The 24,781-nt window shown below is 71.5% G+C and carries 26 protein-coding genes; 11 read left to right on the top strand and 15 right to left on the bottom strand.

Going from position 1 to position 24,781, the window contains the following annotated elements; all coding sequences use genetic code 11:
• Positions 1 to 47 precede the first annotated feature (47 nt).
• Positions 48 to 1,061, top strand: coding sequence for a non-homologous end joining protein Ku (gene ku, locus ACUYMY_RS15855; protein ID WP_481704487.1), 1,014 nt, complete (start codon positions 48 to 50; stop codon positions 1,059 to 1,061).
• On the opposite strand, the gene ACUYMY_RS15850 is transcribed toward ku, so the two are convergent.
• The 6 genes from ACUYMY_RS15850 to ACUYMY_RS15825 all read right to left on the bottom strand — a co-directional run bounded on the left by ACUYMY_RS15850 (position 1,058) and on the right by ACUYMY_RS15825 (position 5,543).
• The gene (locus ACUYMY_RS15850; protein WP_481704486.1) at positions 1,058 to 1,924 is read right to left on the bottom strand and encodes a Rieske (2Fe-2S) protein; all 867 of its coding nucleotides are present in this window, start codon (positions 1,922 to 1,924) and stop codon (positions 1,058 to 1,060) included. The genes ku and ACUYMY_RS15850 overlap by 4 nt on opposite strands.
• Positions 1,925 to 1,986: 62 nt before the next feature.
• Positions 1,987 to 2,481 carry a hypothetical protein gene (locus tag ACUYMY_RS15845; RefSeq protein WP_481704485.1) on the bottom strand — a complete coding sequence of 165 codons (495 nt, stop codon included), beginning with the start codon at positions 2,479 to 2,481 and terminating at the stop codon, positions 1,987 to 1,989.
• The gene (locus ACUYMY_RS15840) at positions 2,478 to 4,088 is read right to left on the bottom strand and encodes a radical SAM protein (protein ID WP_481704484.1); all 1,611 of its coding nucleotides are present in this window, start codon (positions 4,086 to 4,088) and stop codon (positions 2,478 to 2,480) included. Before ACUYMY_RS15840 ends, ACUYMY_RS15845 begins: the two co-directional genes overlap by 4 nt.
• Entirely contained in the window at positions 4,085 to 4,405 is a 321-nt protein-coding gene (locus ACUYMY_RS15835; protein WP_481704483.1) for a hypothetical protein, read from the bottom strand. Before ACUYMY_RS15835 ends, ACUYMY_RS15840 begins: the two co-directional genes overlap by 4 nt.
• Entirely contained in the window at positions 4,402 to 4,791 is a 390-nt protein-coding gene (locus ACUYMY_RS15830; RefSeq protein ID WP_481704482.1) for a hypothetical protein, read from the bottom strand. The genes ACUYMY_RS15835 and ACUYMY_RS15830 overlap by 4 nt, the downstream gene beginning before the upstream one ends.
• Positions 4,788 to 5,543 carry a prolipoprotein diacylglyceryl transferase gene (locus ACUYMY_RS15825; protein ID WP_481704481.1) on the bottom strand — a complete coding sequence of 252 codons (756 nt, stop codon included), beginning with the start codon at positions 5,541 to 5,543 and terminating at the stop codon, positions 4,788 to 4,790. Before ACUYMY_RS15825 ends, ACUYMY_RS15830 begins: the two co-directional genes overlap by 4 nt.
• Positions 5,544 to 5,777: 234 nt before the next feature.
• Between ACUYMY_RS15825 and ACUYMY_RS15820 the strand changes: the two genes are divergently transcribed.
• Positions 5,778 to 6,221 (top strand): ester cyclase, encoded by a 444-nt coding sequence (locus tag ACUYMY_RS15820; protein ID WP_481704480.1) that lies wholly within the window; start codon positions 5,778 to 5,780, stop codon positions 6,219 to 6,221.
• A gap of 63 nt (positions 6,222 to 6,284) precedes the next feature.
• Here ACUYMY_RS15820 and ACUYMY_RS15815 read toward each other — a convergent pair whose 3' ends face one another.
• From ACUYMY_RS15815 to ACUYMY_RS15800, 4 genes are all read right to left on the bottom strand, one after another.
• Positions 6,285 to 6,743: a ribose-5-phosphate isomerase gene (locus tag ACUYMY_RS15815; protein WP_481705079.1), complete on the bottom strand. Its 459-nt coding sequence runs from the start codon at positions 6,741 to 6,743 to the stop codon at positions 6,285 to 6,287.
• A gap of 32 nt (positions 6,744 to 6,775) precedes the next feature.
• Complete coding sequence (locus tag ACUYMY_RS15810) at positions 6,776 to 8,524, bottom strand: dihydroxyacetone kinase family protein (RefSeq protein ID WP_481704479.1); 1,749 nt, start codon at positions 8,522 to 8,524, stop codon at positions 6,776 to 6,778.
• An 81-nt stretch (positions 8,525 to 8,605) separates the two neighbouring features.
• A complete protein-coding gene (locus tag ACUYMY_RS15805) occupies positions 8,606 to 9,379 on the bottom strand; it encodes an SDR family NAD(P)-dependent oxidoreductase (RefSeq protein WP_481704478.1) in 774 nt (257 codons plus the stop codon).
• A gap of 41 nt (positions 9,380 to 9,420) precedes the next feature.
• On the bottom strand, positions 9,421 to 10,260 hold the full coding sequence (locus tag ACUYMY_RS15800; protein ID WP_481704477.1) for a sugar phosphate isomerase/epimerase family protein: 840 nt from the start codon (positions 10,258 to 10,260) through the stop codon (positions 9,421 to 9,423).
• Positions 10,261 to 10,449: 189 nt separating this feature from the next.
• Between ACUYMY_RS15800 and ACUYMY_RS15795 the strand changes: the two genes are divergently transcribed.
• The 4 genes from ACUYMY_RS15795 (at position 10,450) to ACUYMY_RS15780 (ending at position 14,515) form a co-directional block, all read left to right on the top strand.
• A complete protein-coding gene (locus ACUYMY_RS15795) occupies positions 10,450 to 11,793 on the top strand; it encodes an MFS transporter (RefSeq protein WP_481704476.1) in 1,344 nt (447 codons plus the stop codon).
• Between the two features lie 14 nt (positions 11,794 to 11,807).
• Entirely contained in the window at positions 11,808 to 12,725 is a 918-nt protein-coding gene (locus ACUYMY_RS15790) for a transketolase (protein WP_481704475.1), read from the top strand.
• A complete protein-coding gene (locus ACUYMY_RS15785; protein ID WP_481704474.1) occupies positions 12,722 to 13,714 on the top strand; it encodes a transketolase family protein in 993 nt (330 codons plus the stop codon). Before ACUYMY_RS15790 ends, ACUYMY_RS15785 begins: the two co-directional genes overlap by 4 nt.
• Before the next feature lie 138 nt (positions 13,715 to 13,852).
• Positions 13,853 to 14,515, top strand: a complete 663-nt coding sequence (locus ACUYMY_RS15780; protein ID WP_481704473.1) for a GntR family transcriptional regulator — start codon at positions 13,853 to 13,855, stop codon at positions 14,513 to 14,515.
• 191 nt (positions 14,516 to 14,706) lie between these two features.
• Here the strand turns inward: ACUYMY_RS15780 and ACUYMY_RS15775 are convergent, their stop codons facing one another.
• Positions 14,707 to 15,183, bottom strand: a complete 477-nt coding sequence (locus tag ACUYMY_RS15775; protein ID WP_481705078.1) for an RrF2 family transcriptional regulator — start codon at positions 15,181 to 15,183, stop codon at positions 14,707 to 14,709.
• Between the two features lie 122 nt (positions 15,184 to 15,305).
• Here ACUYMY_RS15775 and ACUYMY_RS15770 point away from each other — a divergent pair, with 122 nt between their 5' ends.
• Positions 15,306 to 16,034 (top strand): SDR family oxidoreductase, encoded by a 729-nt coding sequence (locus ACUYMY_RS15770; protein WP_481704472.1) that lies wholly within the window; start codon positions 15,306 to 15,308, stop codon positions 16,032 to 16,034.
• Between the two features lie 33 nt (positions 16,035 to 16,067).
• On the opposite strand, the gene ACUYMY_RS15765 is transcribed toward ACUYMY_RS15770, so the two are convergent.
• Complete coding sequence (locus ACUYMY_RS15765; RefSeq protein WP_481704471.1) at positions 16,068 to 17,555, bottom strand: FAD-dependent oxidoreductase; 1,488 nt, start codon at positions 17,553 to 17,555, stop codon at positions 16,068 to 16,070.
• Positions 17,556 to 17,711: 156 nt separating this feature from the next.
• Between ACUYMY_RS15765 and ACUYMY_RS15760 the strand changes: the two genes are divergently transcribed.
• The gene (locus ACUYMY_RS15760; RefSeq protein WP_481704470.1) at positions 17,712 to 17,987 is read left to right on the top strand and encodes a hypothetical protein; all 276 of its coding nucleotides are present in this window, start codon (positions 17,712 to 17,714) and stop codon (positions 17,985 to 17,987) included.
• 6 nt (positions 17,988 to 17,993) lie between these two features.
• On the opposite strand, the gene ACUYMY_RS15755 is transcribed toward ACUYMY_RS15760, so the two are convergent.
• The gene (locus ACUYMY_RS15755) at positions 17,994 to 19,241 is read right to left on the bottom strand and encodes a S8 family serine peptidase (protein WP_481704469.1); all 1,248 of its coding nucleotides are present in this window, start codon (positions 19,239 to 19,241) and stop codon (positions 17,994 to 17,996) included.
• 214 nt (positions 19,242 to 19,455) lie between these two features.
• Here ACUYMY_RS15755 and ACUYMY_RS15750 point away from each other — a divergent pair, with 214 nt between their 5' ends.
• On the top strand, positions 19,456 to 19,920 hold the full coding sequence (locus ACUYMY_RS15750; protein ID WP_481704468.1) for a GatB/YqeY domain-containing protein: 465 nt from the start codon (positions 19,456 to 19,458) through the stop codon (positions 19,918 to 19,920).
• A 243-nt stretch (positions 19,921 to 20,163) separates the two neighbouring features.
• Here the strand turns inward: ACUYMY_RS15750 and ACUYMY_RS15745 are convergent, their stop codons facing one another.
• Positions 20,164 to 20,472 (bottom strand): hypothetical protein, encoded by a 309-nt coding sequence (locus ACUYMY_RS15745; RefSeq protein ID WP_481704467.1) that lies wholly within the window; start codon positions 20,470 to 20,472, stop codon positions 20,164 to 20,166.
• A gap of 364 nt (positions 20,473 to 20,836) precedes the next feature.
• Between ACUYMY_RS15745 and ACUYMY_RS15740 the strand changes: the two genes are divergently transcribed.
• Positions 20,837 to 21,748 (top strand): HNH endonuclease, encoded by a 912-nt coding sequence (locus ACUYMY_RS15740; protein WP_481704466.1) that lies wholly within the window; start codon positions 20,837 to 20,839, stop codon positions 21,746 to 21,748.
• Positions 21,749 to 22,302: 554 nt separating this feature from the next.
• On the opposite strand, the gene ACUYMY_RS15735 is transcribed toward ACUYMY_RS15740, so the two are convergent.
• The gene (locus ACUYMY_RS15735; protein WP_481704465.1) at positions 22,303 to 22,959 is read right to left on the bottom strand and encodes a peroxiredoxin; all 657 of its coding nucleotides are present in this window, start codon (positions 22,957 to 22,959) and stop codon (positions 22,303 to 22,305) included.
• 88 nt (positions 22,960 to 23,047) lie between these two features.
• Between ACUYMY_RS15735 and ACUYMY_RS15730 the strand changes: the two genes are divergently transcribed.
• On the top strand, positions 23,048 to 24,772 hold the full coding sequence (locus tag ACUYMY_RS15730) for an AfsR/SARP family transcriptional regulator (protein ID WP_481704464.1): 1,725 nt from the start codon (positions 23,048 to 23,050) through the stop codon (positions 24,770 to 24,772).
• The last annotated feature ends 9 nt before the right edge of the window (positions 24,773 to 24,781 follow it).

Below are 24,781 nucleotides of genomic sequence, written 5' to 3'. Positions count from 1 at the left end.
AGGGGGTACGCCTGTTCAAGCCCCGGGATCTGCGGTTCACTGGGCACATGCGGTCGATCTGGAAGGGCGCCATCAGCTTCGGTCTGGTGAGCGTGCCCGTGAAGGTGTACAGCGCCACCGAGGACCACGACCTCAAGCTCCACCAGGTCCACGACAAGGACAGGGGGCGCATCCGCTACCAGCGCAGGTGCGAGGTCTGCGGCGAGGTCGTCGAGTACGCGGACATCGACAAGGCGTACGAGGAGGGCGGGCGCACGGTCGTCCTGACGGACGAGGACCTCGAGTCCCTGCCCGTCGAGCGCAGCCGGGAGATCGAGGTCGTCGAGTTCGTCCCGGACGCCCAGATCGACCCGATGTTCTTCGAGAAGAGCTACTACCTCGAGCCCGAGAAGGTCGGCGTCAAGCCGTACCACCTGCTCAAGCAGACGCTCGAGCAGACCGAGCTAACTGCCGTCGTGAAGTTCGCCCTGCGGCAGAAGACCCGGCTCGGGGCGCTGCGCGTGCGCGGGGACGTCATGGTGCTCCAGTCGCTCCTGTGGCCGGACGAGGTGCGCGAGGCCGCGTTCCCGATCCTCGAGGACACCGAGGTCAAGGTCTCCGACAAGGAGCTCAAGATGTCCTCCTCGCTCGTCGAGAGCCTCTCGTCGGACTTCGAGCCGGAGCAGTTCACCGACGAGTACCAGGAGCAGCTGCGCCAGCTCGTCGAGGCCAAGCTCGAGAAGGGCGACGCCGTGGATACCGAGGAGACCTTCGGCGCCGCGCCCGAGGAGAGGGAGGGGGCTGAGGTCCTGGACCTCATGGAGGCCCTGCGGCGCAGCGTCGAGAGCCGGCGCAAGGCGGCCGGCGGCTCGTCCGGGGGCGACGAGGCGGAGGAGCCGGCCCCGGCCAAGCCCGCCCGCGCGAAGCGCGCCACCGCGAAGGCCGCGGAGGACGACGGCGAGGCGTCGCCGAAGGCGCGCACCGCCGCGAAGCGGACGGCGGGCAGAGCGGCGACCAAAGAGGTCGACGAGAAGGAAGAGAAGGCGCCGCCCAAGCGGCGCACCGCGCGCAAGACGGGCTAGATCACCGGCGCCTTCCGCCGGCGCGCCCGGACCTGCACGCGGCCGTCGCTCACGCGGGCCTCGTAGCTGGGCTCTGGGGCACTCGCGGGCCCGTGGACCACGCTGCCGTCGGCGAGGCGGAAGGTGCTCCCGTGCAGGGGGCACGTCACGCACCCGTCCTCGAAGGTCCCCTCGTTGAGGGGGCCGCCCTCGTGGGTGCAGGTGTTGTCGAGCGCGACGAGCCGCCCGGCGTCGTGCACGAGGAGCAGCGAAACGTCCCCGGACTTGAGCAGGGTGGGCCCGTCGTCGGAAAGCTCGCTCGCGGCCCCGACGTCCTGCCAGTCCGTCGGCCCCTCGTGCCACGCGGTGCGGCTCACCCGCACGCCGCGGGAGAAGGCGAGATGGCCGCCGAGGTAGGCACTCGCGAGCAGGACGCCGAGCCCCGCGAAGCCCAGCCCACGCCCGGCCCCGCGGGCTCCGGCCGTGCGCGCCGCGAGGGACGCGCCGTAGAGGCCGAGCGCGGTGACGTTGAGCGCCGCGTGCACGACGCCGATCCGGGACGCCGCCCCGTCGGTGTCGGACCAGTCGTTGAACCCGGCCGCGGCGGTCGGGACGGCGGCGAGGAGCCCGGTCGCGACGAGGACGTCCGCCGCGCGCTCGGTCGGCTCCCCGCAGAGGTCGAGCAGGGAGGCCATGCTCCAAGCCCCGATCGGCACGTCCGTGAGGACCGGATGCACGGGGTGCCCGAGTCCCGCGCCGCTGAGCAGGTCGCGGACCAGGCGGGGCTTCACGGCGGCATGGGTCACCGCCCGGACGGGTTCGGCCACCGCGTCGAGGAAGCGCCAGCGCTCGAGCCGGGTGAGGGTCTCGTCCAACAGGTTCATCACGTTCTCCTTGGCCGGGGGCTCGGACGAACGCCTCTTACCCGCGGGGGTCCCGTTGACGCTCAGCCGCCCCAGATCCGCGTGGCGACGGACCACACGCCCCACAGCCCGGCGGCCGTGAGGGCCGCGAGGTACGCCAGGACCAGGCGCGTGTCCCGCAGCCAGCACTTCGAGCGCGTGAGCCCGGCCCGCCGCGCCCTCCAGTACCCCGCGAACCCGATGGCCGCGAACACCACGAGCGCCGCCGGCCCCGCGAGCCAGCCCAGGAGCGCGATCGTCGCGTAGACGCACAGGCTCAGGGGGTCATAGGGCGCGTCGGCGGTTCCGGAGGACGGCGAGTGGTCGCCGTGGGTGCTGGACGCGGCCGACGGCGGGTGGTCGCCGCCGGTGCCGGCCGAGCGCGACGGCGCGCGCTCGCCGTCGTGCGCCGGCGTCCCCGGGACCGCAGCCCGGCCTAGGAAGCCCGAGGGCGGCGGGCCCGCGGCGATCCGGCGCGCGGCCTCGGCGCCGCCCGCGTCGCCCGGGACCCCCGCGTCCTGCCCCTCCGGCCCGATCACGGCCGCGTCCCCGCTGGCCCGAGCGGCAGCAGGCGCCGGCCCGTCGCGGTGCTGAGCCGCTGGCGGGACAGCTCGGGCCAGGCCTGCACGGCGCAGAACGGCGCGCACTGGTGGAGCCCGTCGTCGCCCTTCGTCCCGACGTGGACGCAGCACTGTGTGAGCCGCTCCTCGATCATGGTCGAGATGTCCATGAACGGCTTGACCGTGATGCGCGTGACCCGCTCGGCGAGGAGCCGTCGCAGCCGCTGGTACTGGCCCGGGAGGGCGCCCGTGGCGAGGGTCGCGAGGGTCCCGATCCCGAGGTCGCACTGGATGCAGATGTTCTTCCACAGGTCGAGGGTGCGCGGGTGGGAGAGCGAGGACTGCTCGCTCAGCAGGTCCAGGAGCGAGGACTTGATGACCTCGCGCAGGCCCAGCGGGATCGCGCTGTCCGCGATGCGGTTGGCGATCGAGTCCGGGTCGATCTCGAGCCACTGCAGGAGCCGGTCGTGGCCGATCAGCTGGGTGAGGGACCGCCACACCCCGGCGTCGTCCTTGAGCATGTAGCCCACCGAGGCGCAGTGCGGGTGCGAGCAGGGCAGGGCCGTGAGGTCGTGCCACGCGACGACGCCGCCAGTCTGCTCCTCGAGCCGGGCGAGAACGCCGCCGTGCGTGAGCCGCTCCATCGCGTCGATCCCGTGGCCGCGACCCGAGCCGAACACGGGCTGGAGCGCGACGCCGCCCATGTAGGGCGTCTCGAGGGCGCGGAGCACGACGTCGCCGATCTCGCCGTCGTTCACGCCGAGGGCCGCGGTCATGGTGAGGGTCGTGAAGACGCCGGCCGCGGAGAGCCGCCCGATCGCGGCGTCCTTGACCCGGGTCAGGTCGCCGCCGCGGTGGTGGACGGAGGACTCCTTCGAGGGCCCGTCGTACTGCAGGTACACCTCGACGCGCTCGCGGTGCCGCTCGAGCAAGGCCAGCAGCCCGTCGTCGTGCGCGAGGAGCACGCCGTTGCTGTTGACCATGATCCGCACGATCGGCCTGGCAACGAGCTCCTCGAGCAGCTCGGCGAGATGCGGGTACAGGGTCGGCTCGCCGCCCGAGAGCATGAGCACGTCGATGCGGCCGTTCTCCCGGGCCAGCCGCGCGTCGACGTTCGCGAGGACCTCCGCGAGCGGCGCGACCCCCTGCAGCTGCGGGCCCGAGGCCGTGAAGCACGTGGGGCAGCGCAGGTTGCAGTGCTCGATCACGTCCTCGAGCAGGATGCACGTGTGCTGGGTCTGCATCGCAGGCAGGCCGTACGCGTAGGCCTCGGGGACCTGGCGGTAGTTGTCCGGGCGGTCCGGGACGTGGGCCTTGGTCGGGGCCTGCCAGCGCTCGAGGTAGGCGAGGATCTCGGGCGACTCGTCGTAGAGCGTGCGCACGAGCCCGTGGTCGGGGCAGCCGCGCTCGAGCCAGACCCTGCCGTCCCGCACGAGCAGGGCCCCGGACAGGCGGCGGACCTGGGCGAGCGGCGGGTTCTGCTCGTGGCAGAGCGGGCAGAACGCCGTGACGTAGCGGTGGATCCGGTCCCCGCGCAGCGGCTGGCCCGGGCCGAGAGGCGCGCGGCGGCTGGACGTGGGACTCATGCGACGCTCCCTCCGGCTCCGGCAAGCCCCGCGATGCAGACCCCGCCGCCGATGATGAGCCAGATCCCCAGCCCGAGCAGCATCCCCGAGCCGAGCCTGCGGGACCTGGGCTGGGCGACGGCGACGATCGCCCCGGCCAGATAGAGGGCCGCGGGGAGGTAGGCCAGCGGACCCATCCGCCCCGCGGGCGGCCCGGCGGCGAAGAACAGGATGAGGTAGACGACGAACAGGCTCAGGACGCCGAGGAGCGCAGCCTGCAGCGGGAGCCACCGCCCGGGGGCGGGCGGGAGATCGTCCCTGAGCTTTGGATCCTTCATGCGGAGCCTCCTAGCTGGGTAACGATGGCGAAGCAGATGCCCGCGCCCAGCAGGATCCAGATCCCGATGGCGAGGAGGAGGCCGGCCCCGAATTGGGAGGTCTCCTCGCGGGCAGCCAGGACGATGGATCCCGCCAGATAGGCGATCGGCGGGACCCAGAACAGGAACCCCAGCATCCCGAGGAACTCTGCTCCGAGGCTCGCGTAGGCGGCGTTCATGATGAGCGGTCCGACGAAGACGAGGGCCCCGATGGCCACGACGCCGACCAGCATGCCGAGCCAGATGGAGCCGCCTCTGGGACGGGGCCGAGGGGGAAACGGCCGGCCCGGCGGCGGCGCGAAGGGCGGCTGGCCCGGCGGGGGAATCGGCGGCGGAGCTGGGCTCACGCGAGCCTCTCCTTCATCCGCGATGGCCGCAGGGCCGCGAACACCTTCCACACCCGCCAGGTGAGGAGAGGCAGCATGGCCAGCAGGAACCACTGCGGCCCGCTCAGTCCGAGCCACATCGCCTCGTTGCCGCGCACGAACTCGACGCCGAACCGGAACAGGGCGTACGCCGCGACGTAGAGGACGAAGAGGTCCCCGGGGCGGGCCAGGCGGTCCCGGTAGCGGACCATGGCGGCGAACGCGAGGGAGTGGAACGCGATCTCATACGCGAACGACGGGTGGAGCCCGACCCCTGGCGTGGCGCCGAACAGGGCGGCCTGCTCGGGGCTCAGGACGAGGCCCCATGCCCCGCCGGTCGGGGTCCCGGGGAGCTCGGTGAGGAGGCAGCCGACGCGCCCGATCGCCATGGAGAGGGCCACGGCCGGGGCGAAGAGGTCGCCCGTGGACTCGCGGTAGCCGATGAGCCGCTTGCCGAGGTGCACCCCGAGCCATGCGCCGACGAGGCCCGCGAGGATGCTGCGGTCGCCGTTGGCCCACCAGTCCTCGAGCGCCGGCTGCCGCGTGACGTCCCAGGTGAGGATCCTCGAGCCGATGGCCCCGAACGCCACAGCGAAGCCCGCAAGGGTCCAGAGCCTGTCGTCCGCGAGCCCGCGGCGCCGCTTCTCGAGCGCGAAGAATGCAAGCGCGGCGGCGATGCCCAGCCCGACGAGCAGCCCGTGGACGGGGCCGTTTCCGGCGAAAGGAACCCCCATGCGGGACACCCTACTGGAGCCGGACGGGCGCCGCGTTCCGGCCTTGACAATCCACGTGCCGACGCGCGGAATGGTCCTAGACCGTGCCCCAAGATTCACGGTCCTGCAGAATGCGCCGGATGGCTGGGGATCCTCTTCGTCCCGGCAGGGCCATGCCCATCAGGGACATTACTCGAGGGCCGTCATGGCCCCCGCGTGGATTCATCCGCACTCGAAAGAGACCAGGAGACTGCAATGACAGTCGAGGAAGTCCGCAAGCTTGACGAGGACGGAATCGCCGCCTGGGACCACCACGATCCCGATCGCTTCGTGGCCATGTTCGCGGACGGCTTCGAGTTCCGCGACCCATCGCTTCCGGAGCCCATGACAAAAGCCGATCAGGTCCGGGAGTACATGAACTCATGGTTCACCGCATTTCCCGACATGCATATCGCAGCGACCAATCGCGTGTTCTCCGACGACAGCGTCGCGGGCGAGGTCGAGTTCACGGGGACCCACACCGGCCCCCTGAAGGCGGGAGGGCAGCAGATTCCCGCCACCGGCAAGCACATCCGATCAACGGGGACCTACTTCGTCCACGTGAAGGAAGGCAAGATCGACTCCTTCAGCGCCCATCCGGACACCATGAACCTCATGATGCAGCTCGGGGTCATGGGCTCCTCCGGCGCCGGCCGGTGAACCCGGCCCTCAGGGAAGCGGGCCAGGTCTCCTCGTGAGGCCTGGCCCGCTTCTGATCGCGCGTCAGCATCCCTCGAAGTCGCTCAGCACCTGGACCTTCGCCGCGGAGGCGGAGGCCGGGTCGAAGGTGTAGCCGATCCACTCCTTGGCGAGCCGGCGCGCGAGCTCGAGGCCGATGACGCGCTGGCCCATCGTCAGGACCTGGCAGTCATTCGAGAGGATGGAGCGCTCGACCGAGAACGAGTCGTGCCCCGTCGTAGCACGGATCCCGGGGACCTTGTTCGCCGCGATCGCGACGCCGATCCCCGTCCCGCAGAACAGGAGCGCCCGGTCGGCGCGGCCGTCGCTGATCAGCTGCCCCGCGGCGATCCCCACCTGCGGATAGGGCCTCGTGAAGTCCTCCGCCCCGCGGTGCACGCCGATGTCGATGACCTCGCCCACGCGCGGATCCGCCTCGAGGTCCGCCAGGAGCGCGTCCTTGTAGTCCACGCCGGCCTCGTCCGAGCCGAGCACGATCCGCAGGCCACCCGCGGCGGGACGCGGATCCAGCCCGCTCACGCGGACACCTCCTCGCGGGCGGCCGCGACGAGCGCGGGCCCGAGGGCGGCGAACACCGCCGCGAGCGAGGTCGCGCCGGGATCCGGCGTGCCGAGGCTCTTCTCCGCGAGCGGACGGGCCCGGCCCTTCCGCGGGAGCAGCCCGGCGGTCGCCGCCGCGGCCTCCTCGGCCGCCCGGCAGGCCCGATCCCAGGCCTCCGCGAGCGAGGCGCCGGCAGCGACGGCCTCGCGCAGCTCCGCCTCGAACGGCACGAGCGCGTCGACGAGCGTCTTGTCCCCCGGCTGCGCCCCGCCGAGGGCCTCGATCCGGGCGCCGAAGGCCGAGACCCCGGCCGCGACGCCCCGCGCCTCCGGCACCTCGAGGTCCCCGAGGGCCTCGCCCCACGCGCGCAGCCCGGCGCCCCACAGCACGCCCGAGGTCCCGCCGGCCCGGTCCGCCCACGCGTCGCCCGCGGCGGCGAGCACCGAGCCCGCGCCGCTGCCCGCCTCAAGGGCCTCGCGCGCCGCCGAGTAGGCGGCCCCGACGCCGCGGACCATGCCGCGGCCGTGGTCGCCGTCGCCCGCGATCGCGTCCATCGCGCCGAGCCGCGCCTCGAGGGACTCGAGGCAGTCGCGCGCCGCCCCGAGCGCCGTCGCCCACGCGGCGGCGTACTCGCGGGATTCCGCGGACGACGGCGCCGCCCCGCCCGCCGCGGCCGGCTCCCCGCCGTCGTGCTCGCCGACCGCGCCCTCGGCGACAGCGCCCTCCGCGAGCGACCCGCGGCGATACGCGGGCGTCTCGGCGGCGGCGAGCCAGAGGGGCTCGAGCTCGTCATCGAGCCACGTGACCGTGAGGGACGCGCCCGCCATGTCGAGGCTCGTGACGAGCTCGCCGACCTCGGGCGCGACGATCTCGTAGCCTGCCGCGCGCAGCCGCGGCGCGACCGCGTTCCACAGGACGAACAGCTCCTCGTGCTTCGTGCTGCCGAGGCCATTGAGGATCACGGCGATGCGGCCCCCGTGGTGCTCGGGTGCCTCCGCCAGGACGCCCCCGACGAGCTCGCGGCCGAGCTCGTCCGCGCTCGGGAGCGGGACGTCCCGCAGGCCCCGCTCTCCGTGGATCCCGAGGCCCAGGCCCATGTGCCCCTCGGGCAGCTTGAAGAGCGGCGCGTCCGCGCCCGGGAAGGTGCAGCCCGAGAACGCGGTGCCGAGCGTGCGCGTGCGGTCGTTGGCCTTGCGGCCCAGCCGCACGACCTCCTCGAGCGGGAGCCCGGCCTCGGCCGCCGCGCCGAGCACCTTGAAGACCACGAAGTCCCCGGCGATCCCGCGCCGGCGCGCGGCCTCCGCGGGAGGCGCGCTCGCGACGTCGTCCGTCACGAGCACGTTCTCCGCGCGGATCCCCAGCCCGGTCAGCCGCTCCGAGGCGAGGCCGAAGTTCATGACGTCGCCGGCGTAGTTGCCGTAGGCGAAGACGATGCCCGCGCCGGACTCCGCGGCGCGGGCCACCGAGACGGCCTGCTGGGCCGAGGGCGAGGTGAAGATGTTCCCCACGACCGCGCCGTCGGCGAAGCCCCGCCCCACGAGCCCCGCGAAGGCGGGGTAGTGGCCCGAGCCGCCGCCGACAAGGACGGCGACTTTGGGCCGCGCGGGACGACGGCGGCGGACCGCGCCGCCCGGGACCTGGCGGACGAGCCCGGCGTGCAGGTCGCAGAAGCCGGCGAGGGCCTCGTCGGCGAAGTCGGCGGGGTCGTTGACGATGCGCGTCATCGGCGTCTCCTGGGGGCAAGGGTGGGCGGCGCGGGATCGTGCCTGTGGTGAGGGGGATGAGGGGGATGTGGCCACTCAGCGTCAGTGCATGTGGCTGCCGCCATTGATGTCCAGGGTGATGCCGGTCAGGTAGGCGGAATCCTCGGAGGACAGGAACGTGATCGCGGCCGCGACCTCCTCCGTGGTGGCGTTGCGGCCCATCGGGATGCCGGCGTTGATGGCGGCCTCCTGCTCCTCGGTGCTGCCCACGCGGATGTTCGTGTCCACGGCCCCGGGCGCGATCGCGTTGACGGTCACGCCGGTGGTGCCCAGCTCGCGGGCCAGGGCCTTGGTGAGGCCGAGGATCGCGGCCTTGGCGGCGGAGTACGGGACCTTGCCGAAGACGCCGCCGCCGCGCTGCGCGGAGACGGAGGACATGTTCACGATGCGTCCCCACCCGGCGTCGATCATGGCGGGCAGGAACGCCTTCGTGACGAGGTAGGTGCCGGTCGCGTTGACGGCCATGACCTTGTTCCACAGGGCGAGGTCCGTCTCGAGGAACGGCACGGGGGAGGTGATCCCGGCGATGTTGGCGAGGGCGCCGACGACGGGCAGGCGGCCCGCGGCGACCTCGGCGGCGACGGCGGACGCGGCGGCATCGACCGAGGCCTCCTCGGCGACGTTGACCTCGTGGCCGAAGGCCGGGACGCCGAACTCGTTGGCGATGTCCTGGGCGACCTTGGCGGACTTCTCGCCGTCGAGGTCGAGGATGACGACGCCCCAGCCCTCGCGGGCGTAGCGGCGGGCGGTGGCGAGGCCGATGCCCTTCTCGGAGGTGGCCCCGGTGAGGACGGCGGTGCGCTGGATGCTGGTCATGGTGGTTCCTAAGGGTGGGTGGGTGGGTCTGAAAGGCAGCGTCAGATGAGGTCGCTGATGTAGCTGCCGGCCTTGGCGGCGGCGGCGGGGCGCTCCTCGTGCGTGAGGTCGTGCGCCTCGAGCTCGAGCGAGAAGTGCCCGTCGAAGCGGGAGTCGCGCAGGGCCGCGAGGGCGCCGGCGAAGTCGACGCTCCCGTTGCCGATGCTGAGGTTGATGTTCCCGGGGACGGCGTCGCGCAGGTGGACGTGGGCGATCCCGCTCCCCCCGGCACGTCCGGACAGGCCCGCGATGGCCTCTTCCGGCCGGCTCCCCGAGGCGACGACGTGGGAGAGGTCGACGACGTGCCGTACCCAGGTGCCCTCGAGCCGGTCGGCGAGGGCCAGGGCGCGGCCGAGCGTGCCGCACAGGCGGTAGTAGTGCAGCGACTCGGTCCAGAGACCGACGCCGAATTCCGCCGCGCGCTCGCCGGCTGCGGCGAGCTGGGCGGCGACGAGGTCGAGGTCCTCCCCGAGCGAGCGGAGGGGCTCGGGGGAGAGGGCGCCGCAGGGGAGCACGAGCGCGGCCCCGCCGACGGTCCAGGTGAGGCCGAGGAGCCGGTCGAGGTGCTCGGCCCGCGCGGCCTGGCCGGCGGCGTCGAGCGGGGCGTTGAGGTCGCCGATGTCCCCGTTGACGGAGCGGACCCGCAGGCCCGCCGCCTCGACCGCCTCGGCGACCCGGCCGGCGTCGTCCGCGGTGAGCGTGAAGGGCACGTGATCGCACACGCCCGGGAGGGCGCCGAGGTCGATCTCCTCGAACCCGAGGCCCGCGATCGTGGCGAGGGCCTCGTCCAGCGGCAGGTGCCGGAAGCTGATCGACGAGCAGCCGAGCCGTGCGTGGAACATCGTTGTTTCCTTCGATTTCTGGGGCCCCTCCACGGGGCGTGTGACTCCAACCACGCTACGGCCGTTAGTGTTAACAGTCAACCTAGAAAGGTCAGTGTTGACAGTCGCCCGTGATGCAGCGCACACTGGCATATCATGTTGACTGTCAACATAGGCAGCGGCAGATCTCTCCGACTCGGAAGGAACGCAATGAGCAACGAGGCTCTGGCCATGCGCGGCCCAGTTCACGGCACGAAGGACGCCAAGCGCGTGGCCGTCGGCTCGGGCGTGGGGGCCGTCATCGAGACCTATGACTTCATCGGCTTCGGCACCGCCGCCGCCCTGTACTTCGGCACCGCCTTCTTCCCGGGCGCAGACCCGGTCACCGGCACGCTGGCCTCCTTCGCCACCCTCGGCGTCGGCTTCGCCGCCCGCCCGCTCGGCGGCATCATCGGCGGCCACCTCGGCGACAAGGTGGGCCGCAAGCCGGTCCTCGTTGCCTCGCTCATCCTCATGGGCCTCGCGACCTTCGCGATCGGCCTCCTGCCGACCTACGCCATGGTGGGCCTCGCCGCCCCCGTGCTGCTCGTGATCGTGCGCATCATCCAGGGCCTCGCGTTCGGCGCGGAGTGGGGCGGCGCGATCCTCATGAGCTACGAGCACGCCCCGTGGAAGTCCAAGGGCAGGTTCACGGGGATCGTCCAGTCCGGCTTCCCCGTAGGCCTGCTCCTGGCCAACCTCACCTTCCTGGCCAGCGTGGGCCTCGGCGGCGAGTGGGCCTGGCGCGTGCCGTTCCTCGCGAGCATCGTGCTCGTCGCCGTCGGCCTCATCATCCGCTCGAAGGTCCCCGAGTCCCCCGTGTTCGAGGACGTCAAGGAGCGCGGCGACATCGTCAAATCCCCGATCACCGAGGTGATCCGCGACGACTGGCGGAACATCCTGCGCGGCATCGGCCTGCGCGTCGCCGAGACCGCCGGCTACGCCGTCTCGGTGACGTACATGATCTCCTACCTGCACAGCGAGAAGCTCGCGGACAAGACCCAGACGCTCACGGCCCTGTGCATCGCCGCCGGCCTCGGCATCGTCGCGACCTACTCGTGGGGCGCCCTGACGGACAAGGTGGGCCGCCGACCGGTCTACGTGTGGTCCTGCCTGTTCGCCGTCCTGTTCGGCGTGCCGATGTTCCTGCTCGTCAACACGGGCCTGTTCCTCTTCATCATCGCCACGATCGTCATCTCCTACGCCGTGTGCCAGAACTCGCTGGCCGGCGCGCAGGGCGCGTGGTTCCCCGAGCTCTTCCAGGCCAAGACCCGCTCCTCGGGCGCCTCGCTCGCGTACCAGATCTCAGCCATGGTCTCCGGCTTCACACCGTTCGTCACGACGCTCCTGTTCGTGAGCTTCGGCTGGGTCGGCCCCGCCCTCCTGTTCAGCCTCTACGCCGCGATCGGCCTCTGGGCCGCGATCGTGACCCGCGAGACGTGGGGCCGCCGCGAGCGCGCGGCCGCCGAGCAGATCTCCGCCCAGACCCCGCTCCCCGAGCACTCGCACGCCTGAAGGACACGACACCCATGACGACTCCGACAGTCGAGACGACACCAACAGTCGAACAGCGCGCCGCGGCCACGCCAGCCGAGCGCCGGGCCGCCGTCGAGGCCGCCGCCTACCGCATCCGCCAGCACGCCCTGTTCATGGGCGAGGTCCAGGGCCAGGGCTACGTGGGCCAGGCCCTCGGCGCCGCGGACATCTTCGCCGCCTTCTACGCGGACCAGCTCCGCTTCCGGGCCGAGGACCCCGAGTGGGACGGCCGCGACCGCTTCCTGCTCTCGACCGGCCACTACGCGATCGGGCTCTACGCGGCGCTCGCCGAGGCCGGGATCGTCCCGGTCGAGGAGCTCGAGACCTACGGCTCGGACGGCTCGCGCCTGCCAATGTCCGGGATGTCCACCTACACCCCGGGCATGGAGATCTCGGGCGGCTCGCTCGGGCACGGTCTCACGATCGCCGTCGGCCTCGCCCTCGGCCTGCGCCTGCGCGGCAACCCCGCGCGGGTGATCAACTTCCTCTCCGACGGCGAGCTCGACGAGGGCTCGACGTGGGAGGCCGCGATGGGCGCCTCGCACCACCGCCTCGGGCGGCTGACCGCCGTCGTGGACATCAACGCGCTCCAGGCGGACGGCCCCACCGAGGGCGTCCTGCGGACCGAGCCGGTCGCGGACAAGTGGGCCGCGTGCGGCTGGCGCGTCCACCGCGTGGACGGGAACGACGTCGCGGCGCTGCTCGCGGCGTTCGACGACATCGCCGAGCATGCCGCGGACGACGGCGCGCCCGCCGTCGTCCTCTGCGACACCAAGGTGGGGCGCGGGGTCCCGCTGCTCGAGGCGCGCGAGAAGGCGCACTTCATGCGCATCGAGGAGCACGAGTGGGCGATCTGCAACGAGCAGCTCGCGGCCCAGTTCGAGGCGACGCAGGAGGAGCGCAACGCATGAGCACGACTGCAGCACCCAAGCTCAAGACCTCGGCGATGATCGCCTCGTTCGCGGATCCGGGGCAGAAGACGGCCCCGGCCCCGTTCGGGCACGCCCTCGCGGCGGCCGCCGAGGCGGACCCCCGGATCGTCGGCCTCACGGCCGACCTCGGCAAGTACACCGACATGCACATCTTCGCGGCCGCCCACCCGGACCGGTTCTTCCAGATGGGCATGGCCGAGCAGCTGCTCTTCGGCGCCGCGGCCGGCATGGCCGAGGCCGGGCTCGTGCCCTTCGCCTCGACCTACTCGGTCTTCGCGGCCCGCCGGGCCTACGACTTCATCTGCCTCGACATCGCCGAGCCGAACCTTAACGTCAACATCGTCGGCGGCCTGCCCGGCCTCACCACCGGCTACGGCCCCTCGCACCAGGCCACGGAGGACATGGCGATCTTCCGCGGCATGCCGAACCTGACCATCGTGGACCCGTGCGACTCCGTGGACATCGAGCAGGCCGTCCCGCAGCTCGCGGCGTCCGAGGGGCCCACCTACCTGCGCCTCCTGCGCGGCAAGGTGCCCACAGTCCTGGACGAGTACGACTACACGTTCGAGCTCGGCAAGGCCAAGGTCCTGCGCGGCGGCCGGGACGTCGTCCTCGTCTCCTCCGGCCTCATGACGATGCGCGCGCTGCAGGCCGCGGAGGCGCTCGCCGCGCACAGGGTGGACGTCGCCGTCGTGCACACGCCGACGATCAAGCCCTTCGACGAGGAGACCGTCCTCGCCGAGCTTGCCGGGGACCGCCTCGCCGTGACGCTCGAGAACCACACCGTGGTCGGCGGGCTCTTCGAGACGGTCGCGTCCGCGCTCGTGCGCTCGGGCCGGTCGCAGCGCGTCGTGCCGGTCGCGCTGCCGGACGAGTTCCTCGACGCCGGCGCGTTGCCCACGCTGCACGAGAAGTACGGGCTCTCCGTGGACAGGATCGTCGCGAAGGTGCTGGCAGAGCTCGGGTGACGGCCGGGCTCGGGTGACCGCGCGCGTCGTGCGGCGGCGAAAGGACGACGGTGGTGCGCGGCCCGGGTGGGCGCGCACCGCCGCTATGATGACAGTTAACGGCTGCCAGCTGACAGTCAACGTTGAGGGAGGTCCGCCATGACGGCGACGGCATCGCTGCTCGGACTCGAGAAGAGGAGCCTGCGGGAGCAGGCGCTCACGGCGCTGCGCCGCGCGATCACGTCCGGCGAGCTCGCCCCCGGGCGGCACCTCGTCGAGACCGAGCTGTCCGAGATGCTCGGCATCTCCCGCGGGACGCTGCGCGAGGCGCTGCGCCAGCTCGAGCAGGAGGGGCTCGCGACCGCCGGCGCCCGGGGCCGGCTGAGCGTGCGGCACCTCGACGCGAAGGAGATCCGGGACATCTTCGCCGTCCGGGCCGCCCTCGAGTCCCTCGCCGCCAGGACCCTCATCGAGCAGCCCCGGCGGGCCAAGGCCGTGGGCGAGCTGCGCGAGGCCCTCGAGCTCATGGAGGAGGCCGCCCAGCGCTCGCTCGAGGACCGGATCGAGGCGGACCTCGACTTCCACCGGCTCCTGTGCAGGCTCTCGGGCAACGAGACGCTCCTGCACCAGTGGGAGTCGCTCGAGGGCTCGATCCGGATGTCGATCATGTTCGCCGGCCTCGAGCGGGCCACGAGCAACATGAGCGTGGCCCGGCACCGGGACGTCGTGGACGCGATCGAGTCCGGCGACGCCGACGCCGCGCGCCAGACGATCCTCAGCCACATGGACGGCGCGGCGGCGAACCTCATCGGCACCGAGTAGGGCTGGGCGAGACCTCCCCGACAGCGGTGCGCGGACGACGGCGGGGTGCCACCCGCCGTCGTCCGCGCTGTGTGACAGGCCTTGCCCGGCATGGCAGGCCCTCCCCGGCACGACAGGCCGTGGCGCGGGCCTGCCATGCCGGCGGCGGCCTGCTATTCCGAGTGCGGGCCTCTGGTGTCCAGGTCAGGTCCTCAGGCGCGTGACGCGGTCAGCCACTGGCTGACCCGGGCCAGAGCGGTGGGCCCGGAGGCGGAGGCCACGTCCTGGACCAGATCGGCGATGGAGACAGCGCGCAGCGCCTCTCGCCAGGCCTCCTGCGCGGCGCCCATGGCGCGGGCGATGGGACAGGGTGCTGTGCACGCCTCGGCGGGAGTGGCCAGCGGCCCCCGCTGGCGGATTTCGGTGCAGATGAAGGCGGGGGCGGGGCCGTCGATCGCCTCGACCACATCGAGCACCGTGATGGACGCGGGTTCCCTGGTCAGGATGTAGCCGCCCGCCTTGCCCTCGACGGAGCGCACGAGTCCCGCCCGTGACAGCGCCTGCAGCTGCTTGGCCAGATAGCTCGCCGAGACATCGTGCAGTTCCGCGAGCCGGGATGCGGGAACGGGCTCCTCGGTTGACGTCAGCACGACGCAGCAATGCAGGGCCCATTCGACCCCGCCGGACATCTTCACCCCATCACTCTAGCCAGCCCCCTTGACTCGGACAACTTCTGTCTGCGTATAGTACTCGGACAGAAAGTGTCCGAGTCTGGTTCTGGCAGGGCACACCTCCTACGGAAAGGCATGTCATGAAGTTCGCGGTCATCGGGGGTACGGGGCTGATCGGGTCCCAGGTCGTCAGCAATCTCACGGCTGCCGGGCATGAGGCGGTGCCCCACTCGCAGTCCACTGGGGTCGACGTCGTGAGCGGACGGGGGCTGGACGAGGCGGTGGCGGGGGTGGACGTCGTCGTCAACCTGACGAACTCCCCGACCTTCGACGAGGCCTCCCCGGCCTTCTTCCAGAGCTCGATGGACAACCTTCTGGCCGCCTCGCGGAAGGGCGGGGTCGGACACGTGGTGATCCTGTCGATTGTCGGCGTGGACCAGGTGCCGGAGCTGGACTACTACCGGGCCAAGGTGCTCCAGGAGGACATCCTCGCCGCCGGCCGGATCCCCTACTCGATCGTGCGGGCCACGCAGTTCATGGAGTTCATCGACGCGGTACTCTCATGGACCGCCGACGGCGACACTGTCCGGCTGCCTGCCACGCCGATCCAGCCGATCGCGTCCAGGGACGTTGCCCGTGCCGTCGCGGAAGTCGCGGCAGGGGAGCCCCTCAACGGAATCCGCAGCATCGCGGGCCCGGACATCTTCCCCCTCGACGAGCTGGGCAGGATCACCCTGTCCCGCAAGGGCGACGACCGCACGGTGGTGACCGATCCCGCGGCCGGCATGTTCGCCATGGTCAGGGGCGATGTCCTGACCGACAGGCACGCCCAGCTCGCCCCCACCCGCTACACCGACTGGCTGTCCTGAGGCTCGCGCCCCGCGTGTGGACCCTTGGAGCCCCTACCCCCGCCGGAGCGGCTTCACCGCGGGGCCGTTGAGCACCATCCCCTCGCACGAGAACCGCGAGCCGTGCAGCGGGCAGTCCCACGACCGCTCGGCCTCGTTCCACTCCAGGATGCCGCCCAGGTGCGTGCACACGCGGGAGACGCGGTGCTTGACCCCGGCCACCTCGCAGTCGCCCGCGGGCGGCCTGCCCCGCCCGGCGGCGAGGGACCTCGCCCAGCCCGCGGCGAGGTGGCCCACGACGCTCGCGTTGAACGAGGCCGCCTCCTTCGCGTCCTGCCCGCTCACGCGCGCGTGGTAGAGCTCGCGCGCCCATGGGATGTTCCCGCCGAGGATGTCCGCGGAGATCGAGAGCGCGGCCGCGACGGCGTTGGCGAGGCCCCACTTCCCGTACCCCGTCGCGACATGGATCCGCCCGCCGGTGCCCTGCACGGCGCCGACGAGCGGCACTGCGGAGGCGGGGAAGTAGTCCTGCGCGGCCCACACGTGGGTCGGCACGGTGCCGGGGAAGCGCTCGCGGACCCAGTCGAGCAGCTGCGTGCGCAGCGGGCCCGTCTGGGCCCGGCCCGGCTGGAAGCCGCCACCGACGACGACGAGGCGCGGCCCGCCGTCGTCCGTGCCGTGCGCCTCGGGGTGGCCGGGTAGGGGAGGCACCGAGCGGATGGAGCGAGAGGGCGTGTCGAGGGAGAGGTACATGCCCTGCGGGAAGCCCTCGTGCCGCTCGGGCCCCGAGAAGGCGGCGGCGAACGCGCGGCTCGGCGTGAGGAGGGCGAAGTGGCCGCCGCGGTTCAGCACGGGGGTCCCGGTCGCGATGACGATGCGGTCCGCCGAGAGCGGGCCGTGGTCCGTGGAGACCTCGATCGGGCCACCGCGCCGGGCCCGGGCCGTGTCCGCGCCCGTGAGCCGGACGCCCTGCATGAGGGCGCCGCCGCGGCTGCGCAGCTCGGCGGCGAGGGCGGCGAGGACGTCCATCGAGTCGACCTGCGCCTGCCCCTCGAGGCGCATGGCGCCGGCCGTGCGGAAGGGAAGCTCGACGGCGTCGGCCCGGCGGGCGTCGAGGCCGGCGGACGCGCAGGCGGCATGCTCCTCCTCGAGCGCGCCGAGCGCGCTGCCCCGCTCCGCGTAGGTCCACGCCGTGCGGGTCTGGTAGGGGACGCCGTGGTCGTCGAGGTAGCGCGTGAGCCACTTCTGGCCCTCGAGGTTGCCCTGGACGTAGGCGCGCAGGACGGAGTCGCCGTGGTGGCTGCGGATCCGGCTGAGCATGGTCCCCTGCAGGAGGCTGATCTTGCCGGTCGTCCCGCCCGTCGTGAGGGCGCCGACCGTGCGTGCCTCGAGGACCGCGACGCTGCGCCCCGCCCTGGCGAGCAGGACCGCCGTCGTGAGCCCGGTGATCCCCGCGCCGGCGACGATGACGTCGAAGTGGCCGTGCGCGTGGAACCCGTCCGATCCGAGGGCCTCGGCCCGATCCTGCCAGAGCGATTGCATGCCCGTTCCCTTCTCCCGGCCTCCCCGCCGGCCCGGGGGCCGGCCCGATCCTGAAGGGGCCTGGCCAGACGCCCCCAGCGCATCCGGACAGGCCCCGTGGGCGTGTTACCCCGCCGCGGCTGGTTGACGCGCGCCCGGTGCGGGTACTTGTGGGCCATGACCCAGAACACGAACGAGCCGAACGAGCCGAGCACGTACCAGCCGGAGACTGTCGAGCCCCAGGACTCGGGCGAGGAGGCGAACGACATCCGCTTCTCCGAGGAGCAGAAGCTCATCCGGGAGCAGGCCCGCGGCGTCCGCCCCGAGAAGCAGGACGTCCCCTCGGGTGTCCCGGGCATGGACCAGGCGGCGGCGGGCATCGACGTCCCGGACGCCGAGCTGCGCGAGGGCGACGCGAGCGACGACCCCGCGCACCACGGCAAGCAGACGTGAGGCGGGCTAGCTGACGGCGCCGGCGGCGTTCACGAGGCCGTTCGCCCAGTACGTGCCGGTGCCCTTGATCGACTCGTCGGCGGAGGACTCCACCTTCGCGCGGACCGACGCGTTGCTGTAGACCGGGTGGGCGCTCCAGGCGAGGGCGGCGGTGGCGGCCACGACCGGCGAGGCCATCGAGGTGCCGCTCGCGATGTCGTAGGCCTGCGAGCGGTCGTTGGCGTCTCCCAAGGCGAACGCGTGGTTCGGGAAGGTCGAGTAGACGCTGACCCCCGGGGCCGCGATGTCCACCCACTTGGCGCCGTAGCTCGAGAAGGAGGCCTTCGCGTTCGTGTTGTCGGTCGCGGCGACGGCGATGACGTTGGGGTAGGCGCCCGGGTAGATCTTGGCCTGCGTGCCGGCATTGCCGGCGGCTGCGACGAGCACGGCGCCCTTGCTCCACGCGTTGTTGACGGCGGCCTCGAGGGTGGCGGACGAGACCCGCATGCCGAGGCTCATGTTGATGACCTTCGCGCCGTTCGCGACGGCCCAGTCGATGCCCCGGGCGATGGTCGACGACGAGCCGGAGCCACTGTCGTTGAGGACCTTGACGTCGAGGATCGTGCACGCCGGGCACACGCCCGCGACGCCGACCCCGTTGTTGGCCTTGGCGGCGACGATCCCGGCGACGTGGGTGCCGTGGCCGTAGAGGTCGTCCTGCGTGTTCGACGTGCTGAGGTTGTGGCGGCCCACCACTTGGGACGTGATGTCCTCGTGGTCGAGGTCGACGCCGGTGTCGAGGACGGCGACCCTCGTCCCGCCGCCCATGGTGACGCCCCAGGCCTCGACGGCGTCGACGTCCGCCTCCCGGGTGCCACCGGCGACGGTGATGGTGCCCTCGGTGTTGGTGAAGGACTGGCCGTCGTTCTGCAGCGCGTACTGGCGCGAGAAGTACTGGTCGTCCGTCAGGGCCGTCGCGACCGCGTCCGGCTCGGCGTACTCGACGGCGGGGTTCTTGCCGAGTGCCTCGACGAGCCGGAGCTCGCGGCCAGCCGGTACCGTGATGAGCCGGGCGCCGGTGCTCCCGATGCCCGGGCCGTCGCTGAGCCCATGCTGGCGCAGCACGCCCGCCCGCGCGCCGTCGTCGCGGAACTTGACGAGGATCTGCCCCTCGACGATGTCCGGCGGCGTCGCCGCGCCCGCCGCCGGGGCCAGGGTGAGCGGGGTGAGCCCCAAGACCACCGCTGCGAGACTGGCCCAGATTGCTCTTCTCATCGTCGTGCTCCCTTGCTGCGCGGCTGCCGAGGCCCGCTGGGACGTGCGGTCCGCGGCGGGCGTGCGCCGATCGTACCCGGCAGATGCCGCCGGGGTGGAGAGGCGGCGACGCGTCCGACGTCGGCGGGCCGGGGCAGAGCGCGATCTGCGGGTGTGCCGGTGCACGCTCGGGCGCCCGCGGCCTACGATCCTAGAAACGGAAGAAGGTGCGCACATGTCCACGCTCAAGGAACGCCTCCACGCCGACCTGGTCACGCACATGAAGTCGGGGGACCGGACCGCGCTCGGCACCGTCCGCAACGTCCTCGGCGAGATCGAGACGAGGGAGAAGTCGGGCAAGGAGCCCGTGGCCCTCGACGACGCGCAGGTCACCGCCCTCCTCCAGAAGGAGGCGACGAAGCGCCGCGAGACCGCGGACATCTACATGAAGGCGGGCGAGGCCGACCGCGCCGCGGCGGAGATCGCCGAGGCCGAGGTCATCGAAGCCTATCTGCCGCAGCCGCTGACCCGGGCCGAGGTCGAGGAGATCGTGGACCGCGTCATCGCCGGGCTCCGGGCTGAGGGCCAGGAGCCGACGATGCGGCAGATGGGCGCCGTCATGAAGCCCGTCACCGCCGAGGTCTCGGGTCGCTTCGACGGCAAGGCGGTCAGCGAGATCGTCCGGGCGCGGCTCAGGTAGCTCGCAGGGAAGGACCGGTCTCGCCGCGAGGCCGGTCCTTCCCTGCGAGACAAGCGGTTCCTTGCCACTGCCTCGCGGTTCGGCACCGGTGTCGCAGTGGGAACATGCCTGTTCCCCGGCTCGTCCGGAAGCCCGACGGCGGGTGCCCCGTCCGCCCAAGGGAGAGGTGGGCGACGAGCTCGTCGCGCTTTCCCGGGACGGCGCCCAGCGTGCCGGCGTTGGCGAAATGCCGCCCACGCTAGTTCAGGCGTCGACCTCCATGCACTCGTTGATCTGGATCGTGCCGCCTTCCTTGACGAAGGGGTGGTCCCGCAGCAGGGCGCGGGCCTCGGAATACGAGCGAGCCCGGATGATCGAGTAGCCGTCGATCTCGACCGCGTCGGTCGGCTGGCCGGACGCGAGCTGCCCGGACTGCAGGAGGGGCGCACCGAAATCGACCAGGGCATCGCCCAGGGCCTCGTTGGCCCATGCGCGGAAGGCCTTGCGGCTGGACGTGGCGTATTCGGTGTCGGGGTACGCCATCCCGTGATAGGTGATGAGGAACCGTGCCATCGCTGCCTCCGCGTGCTGATGTGATGTAAATCACATTACCGCCGCCCGGGGCGCTGGCGAAGACTCCGCGGGGCCCACCTGGCGTCGAGCAACTAGGCGAGGGTCATGGGGCGGCGCGGCTGAGGCGCGACGTCATGGCTCATCCGCGCTACTTTCCTTGCAGGGATCGTGGACTATGGCTGAATCCCGGGGCATGGCGCCACCCGTCTGCCCTCCCGCGGGGGCCCTCTGCTTCCTCGAGTCCAAGCGGCCCGGCCCTCCGTCGTTGTCCCGTAGGATCTCGTCGCGAACTTGAGTACGCCACGTGCGTCCACGCTTCCGTGGTTTGCGTTGGTTGCTCGACTCCTGGGCATACCCTGGGGGAGTGATTCCGAGGTTCGGCATTCCTGAGGACGTTATTCGCGCTCAGATCATGGAGTGGCTTGCAGCTCGAACGCATGACGGTGCTGGAGCTGTCACCTGGGCCGAGCTTCGGGATTTTCGGCTAGCCGGAGAGCCGCTCCCGCTGAAAGACCGGGTTAAGGGGATCTGGAAACCGTCAGGGTTTAGTGCTGCACTCTCGATAACCACGACCTTTCGGCCAGCAGGCGCTGAGCGCCCCTATGACGATGGCGTGTATGACGAGGACGTTCTGCTCAGATACAAGTGGAATGGAACAGACCCTGCCGAGGCAACAAACCGCGCCCTTCGTTCTGCCATGGAGCAGGGTGTTCCCTTGATTTGGTTTGTCGGAATCGCCAAAGGGTTGTTTCAGCCGTACTTTCCGATTTTTGTGGTAGGTGAGGAGCCCGAGAATCACCAGTTCTTGGTGAGCGGAGACGCAGCTGCGCTTGGTTCCGAGAGCCTCGTGGAGGAACACCTGCGCAGGTATCTCGACGTACGGACGAGGTACAGGCTTTTTCAAGGGATCTTCCGCTCGCAGGTCCTTATCGCGTACAACCAGCGGTGCGCTGTTTGCAATCTAGGGCATCCACCTCTCTTGGATGCCGCTCACATCGTGCCGGACCGCGAGGAGGCAGGCATTGCGTCCGTTGTGAATGGAATGGCAATGTGCAAGATTCATCACGCGGCATTTGATTCGCGACTCCTTGGGATTCGGCCGGATCTCATCATTGATATTCGGTCGGACTTGCTTCGAGAAATAGATGGGCCAATGTTGCGGCATGGCCTGCAGGAAATGCACGGGCGGCGCCTCATGTCTGTTCCTCGATCGAGAATGAAGCGTCCGAGGCGGGACCTTCTCGAGATGGCTTGGGAGGCATACATCGCTGGGTAGCCTCGTCCGCTCGTTTAAGCCCATCCTGCATGAATTCGGTCGCCAAACACGGAAGTTGCACCGGCTCTTCCAGCCCGATGCCCTCTTGAGCACGAAAGCCAAAGCCGCCGCCCGCCGTCGTCCGCTCGCATGTAGTGAGACAGCCGACACGACCGAGAAAGGGGCGGCCGGGCCGTGGAGTCGTTGGTGGACATCGACTACAGGGTGATCTCTGACCGCGTCCTCATGCTCGACACCCGCCTTAACGGGTCGATCAACGAGTCCTAGCTCTCCAAGGAGATGCGGATGGGCCGCACGCCCATCCGCGAGGCCCTGCGCCGGCTCGAGAACGACAGGCTCGTCGTCACCGAGCCGTGCAGGGGCTCCTTCCCCGCGCCCATCGGCTTGCCGTTCGACCAGGCGGGACGGCGAGGCCGCGCACGACGGCGAGCCCCCGCCGTCGTCCGTCGGCTCACCCGAGCCGGTGGTCGCCGAGAAGGTCTAGGCGGACCGTCCCCACAGGTGAAGGGCCTCGGCATTGCCGAGGTCCTGCACGCGCCTGATCCAGTCCGCCGTCATGCCGGCTGGGGGACGATCCGGATGTACGGCTTGGGCTCCTTCCACTCGCCGAAGATCTCGCGGGCCTCGTCGTTCTTGACCGAGCCGGCGATGATGACGTCCTCGCCCTGCTTCCAGTTGACCGGCGTCGCCACGCGGTGCTTCGCCGTGAGCTGCAGCGAGTCGATGACGCGGAGCACCTCGTCGAAGTTCCGGCCGGTCGTCATGGGATAGACGAGGATGAGTTTGACCTTCTTGTCCGGCCCGATCACGAACACGTTGCGCACGGTCTGGTTGTCCGCGGGCGTGCGGGCCTTGGCGTCCCCGGCCGTGGCCGCCGGGAGCATGCCGTAGAGCTTCGCCACGGCGAAGTCGTCGTCGCCGATCACGGGGTAGTTGGGGCGGGCCCCCTGCGTCTCCTCGATGTCGGCAGCCCACCGCTCGTGGTCCGTCGTCGAGTCCACGGAGAGGCCCATGATCTTGACGCCGCGCCGATCGAATTCGGGCTTGATCTTGGCCATGTAGCCGAGCTCGGTCGTGCAGACCGGGGTGAAGTCCTTGGGGTGCGAGAACAGGACCCCCCACGAGTCGCCGAGCCAGTCGTGGAAGCGGATCTCGCCCTCAGTGGTCCTGGCCGAGAAGTCGGGTGCGGTCTCACCCAGTTGCAGTCCCATCGTTTCCTCCTTGTTGTGTCCTGCAGTTCTCACGGTAGGGAGGCCTTGTTCCCTGACCGTTCCCTGCCTAGCCTCAAGGCGTGGCGGCGTGGCTCATCGTCTTGCTGGGCTCGTTCCGGGTCGCCCACGACGGCCGGGCGGTCCCGACGACGCGTGGAAGCGGACCAAGGTCGCAGGGCTCGTGAAGATCCTCGCCCTCGCGGACGGGCGCCGGATGCATCGGGACGCCCTGGCAGACCTGCTCTGGCCTGACCTCAGCGCGCAGGCCGCCGCCTCGAACCTCCGCAAGGCGATCCACTTCGCCCGCGCTGCCCTGGGCTCCTCGGACGCCGTCCAGACACGCGGCGACCTCCTGATGCTGCTCCCCGACGCCGAGGTCTCGATCGACGCGGCCCGCTTCGAGGCGGAGGGGCGGGCCGCCCTCGCCTCATCGACCGGGGTCGACGAGGCGCTCGCGCTGTACCGGGGCGAGCTGCTTCCCGCCGACCGATTCGCCGTCTGGGCCGAGGGGCCCCGCGACCGGCTGCGGACGCTGTACCTGCGCCTGCTCAAGGCAGCGGGCCGATGGGACGATGTCGTCACCGAGGACCCGACCGACGAGGAGGCAGTCCGCGCGCTCATGGTCCGGGCGCTCGAGGCCGGCGACCGCCAGGGCGCGGTCCGCCAGTTCGAGCGGCTCTGCCGGGGCCTGCGAGCCGACCTGGGGGTGGGACCGGGCGCGGAGACGCTCGCGGTCTACGAGCAGGCGATCGCGGAGGACAGCCGGCGCACGGAGAATCAGGTGCGGTCGCTGCTCGCGCGGGCGCTCATCGCGCTCAACAGCGGGGACCTCGCCGAGGCGTCGTCCTCCGCCCGGCAGGCACGTGAACTGGCCTTCGCGGCGAACATGGGCCGGGAGATCGGCGAGTCCAGCGCGGTGCTCGGGATCGCGGCCAATATGCAGAACCGCTGGCCTGAGCTGTTCGAGGCCGAGTTCGTGGAGTTCACCCAGCACGACTCCCCGCATTCCGGCGAGGCGCTCGATGCGCAGCTGTGCCTTGCCGAATACTGCCTGTGCGGGCCCGGGGGGCACCGGGACATCATGCAGCGGGCGGCGCGGCTGCGCACCATCGCCGCGCGGGCCGGCTCGGTTCACGGCGGGGCTATGGCAGACCTCCTGCTGGGTGAGGCGGCACTGTTCTCCGGCGAGCTCGACGACGCGCGGAGCCGGCTCGAGTCCGCGCTCGGGCTGCACCTGCGCGCTGGGGCCAAGGCCGGGGAGATCCTCACGCGACAGCGGCTGGCCGAGCTCGATCTCCTGCAGGATCGACCCGAGGCGGCCGCACGGGAAGCGACACGCGCGCTGGCTGCCGCCGCGTCCACGTGGCTCGAGCCGCACCTCGTGGTGCGCCTGTACTGCGTGCTCGTCGGGGCGGCCACGTCTCCAGTGCAGGCAGTCCGGACCATCGAGCGAGCGGACGCAGCCCTGGCCGGCAAGAGTGTCTGTCCGCCCTGCTCGATGGGCTTTAACGTCGCTGCGGCGACAGGCTACGCCCTGGCAGGGAGGCTCGACGCTGCCCGCCGTCGGCTGGCAAGAGCCGAGCAGCTCGCCGGCCTGTGGCCCGGCGGGCCGTGGCACGTCGCGCTGTGGGAGGCACGCGGCGTCCTCCGCCGGGCCGAGGGCCACGACGATCAGGCCACCGCCCTGTTCCGCGAGGCGGCAGCCAGCTTCGCCGAGCTCGGGAGACGCCAGGACCAGCTGCGCTGCCTGGCCCGAGCGGAACGGAGACCGTTGCCGGCGACGAGCGCAACGTCTCACCGGGGCTTCAGGTGACCCTCAGCT

It is taken from the genome of Sinomonas sp. T428B (assembly GCF_056780155.1).
The sequence above is the reverse complement of the archived record's forward strand: the minus strand, read 5'-3'. Positions and strand labels throughout refer to the sequence as shown.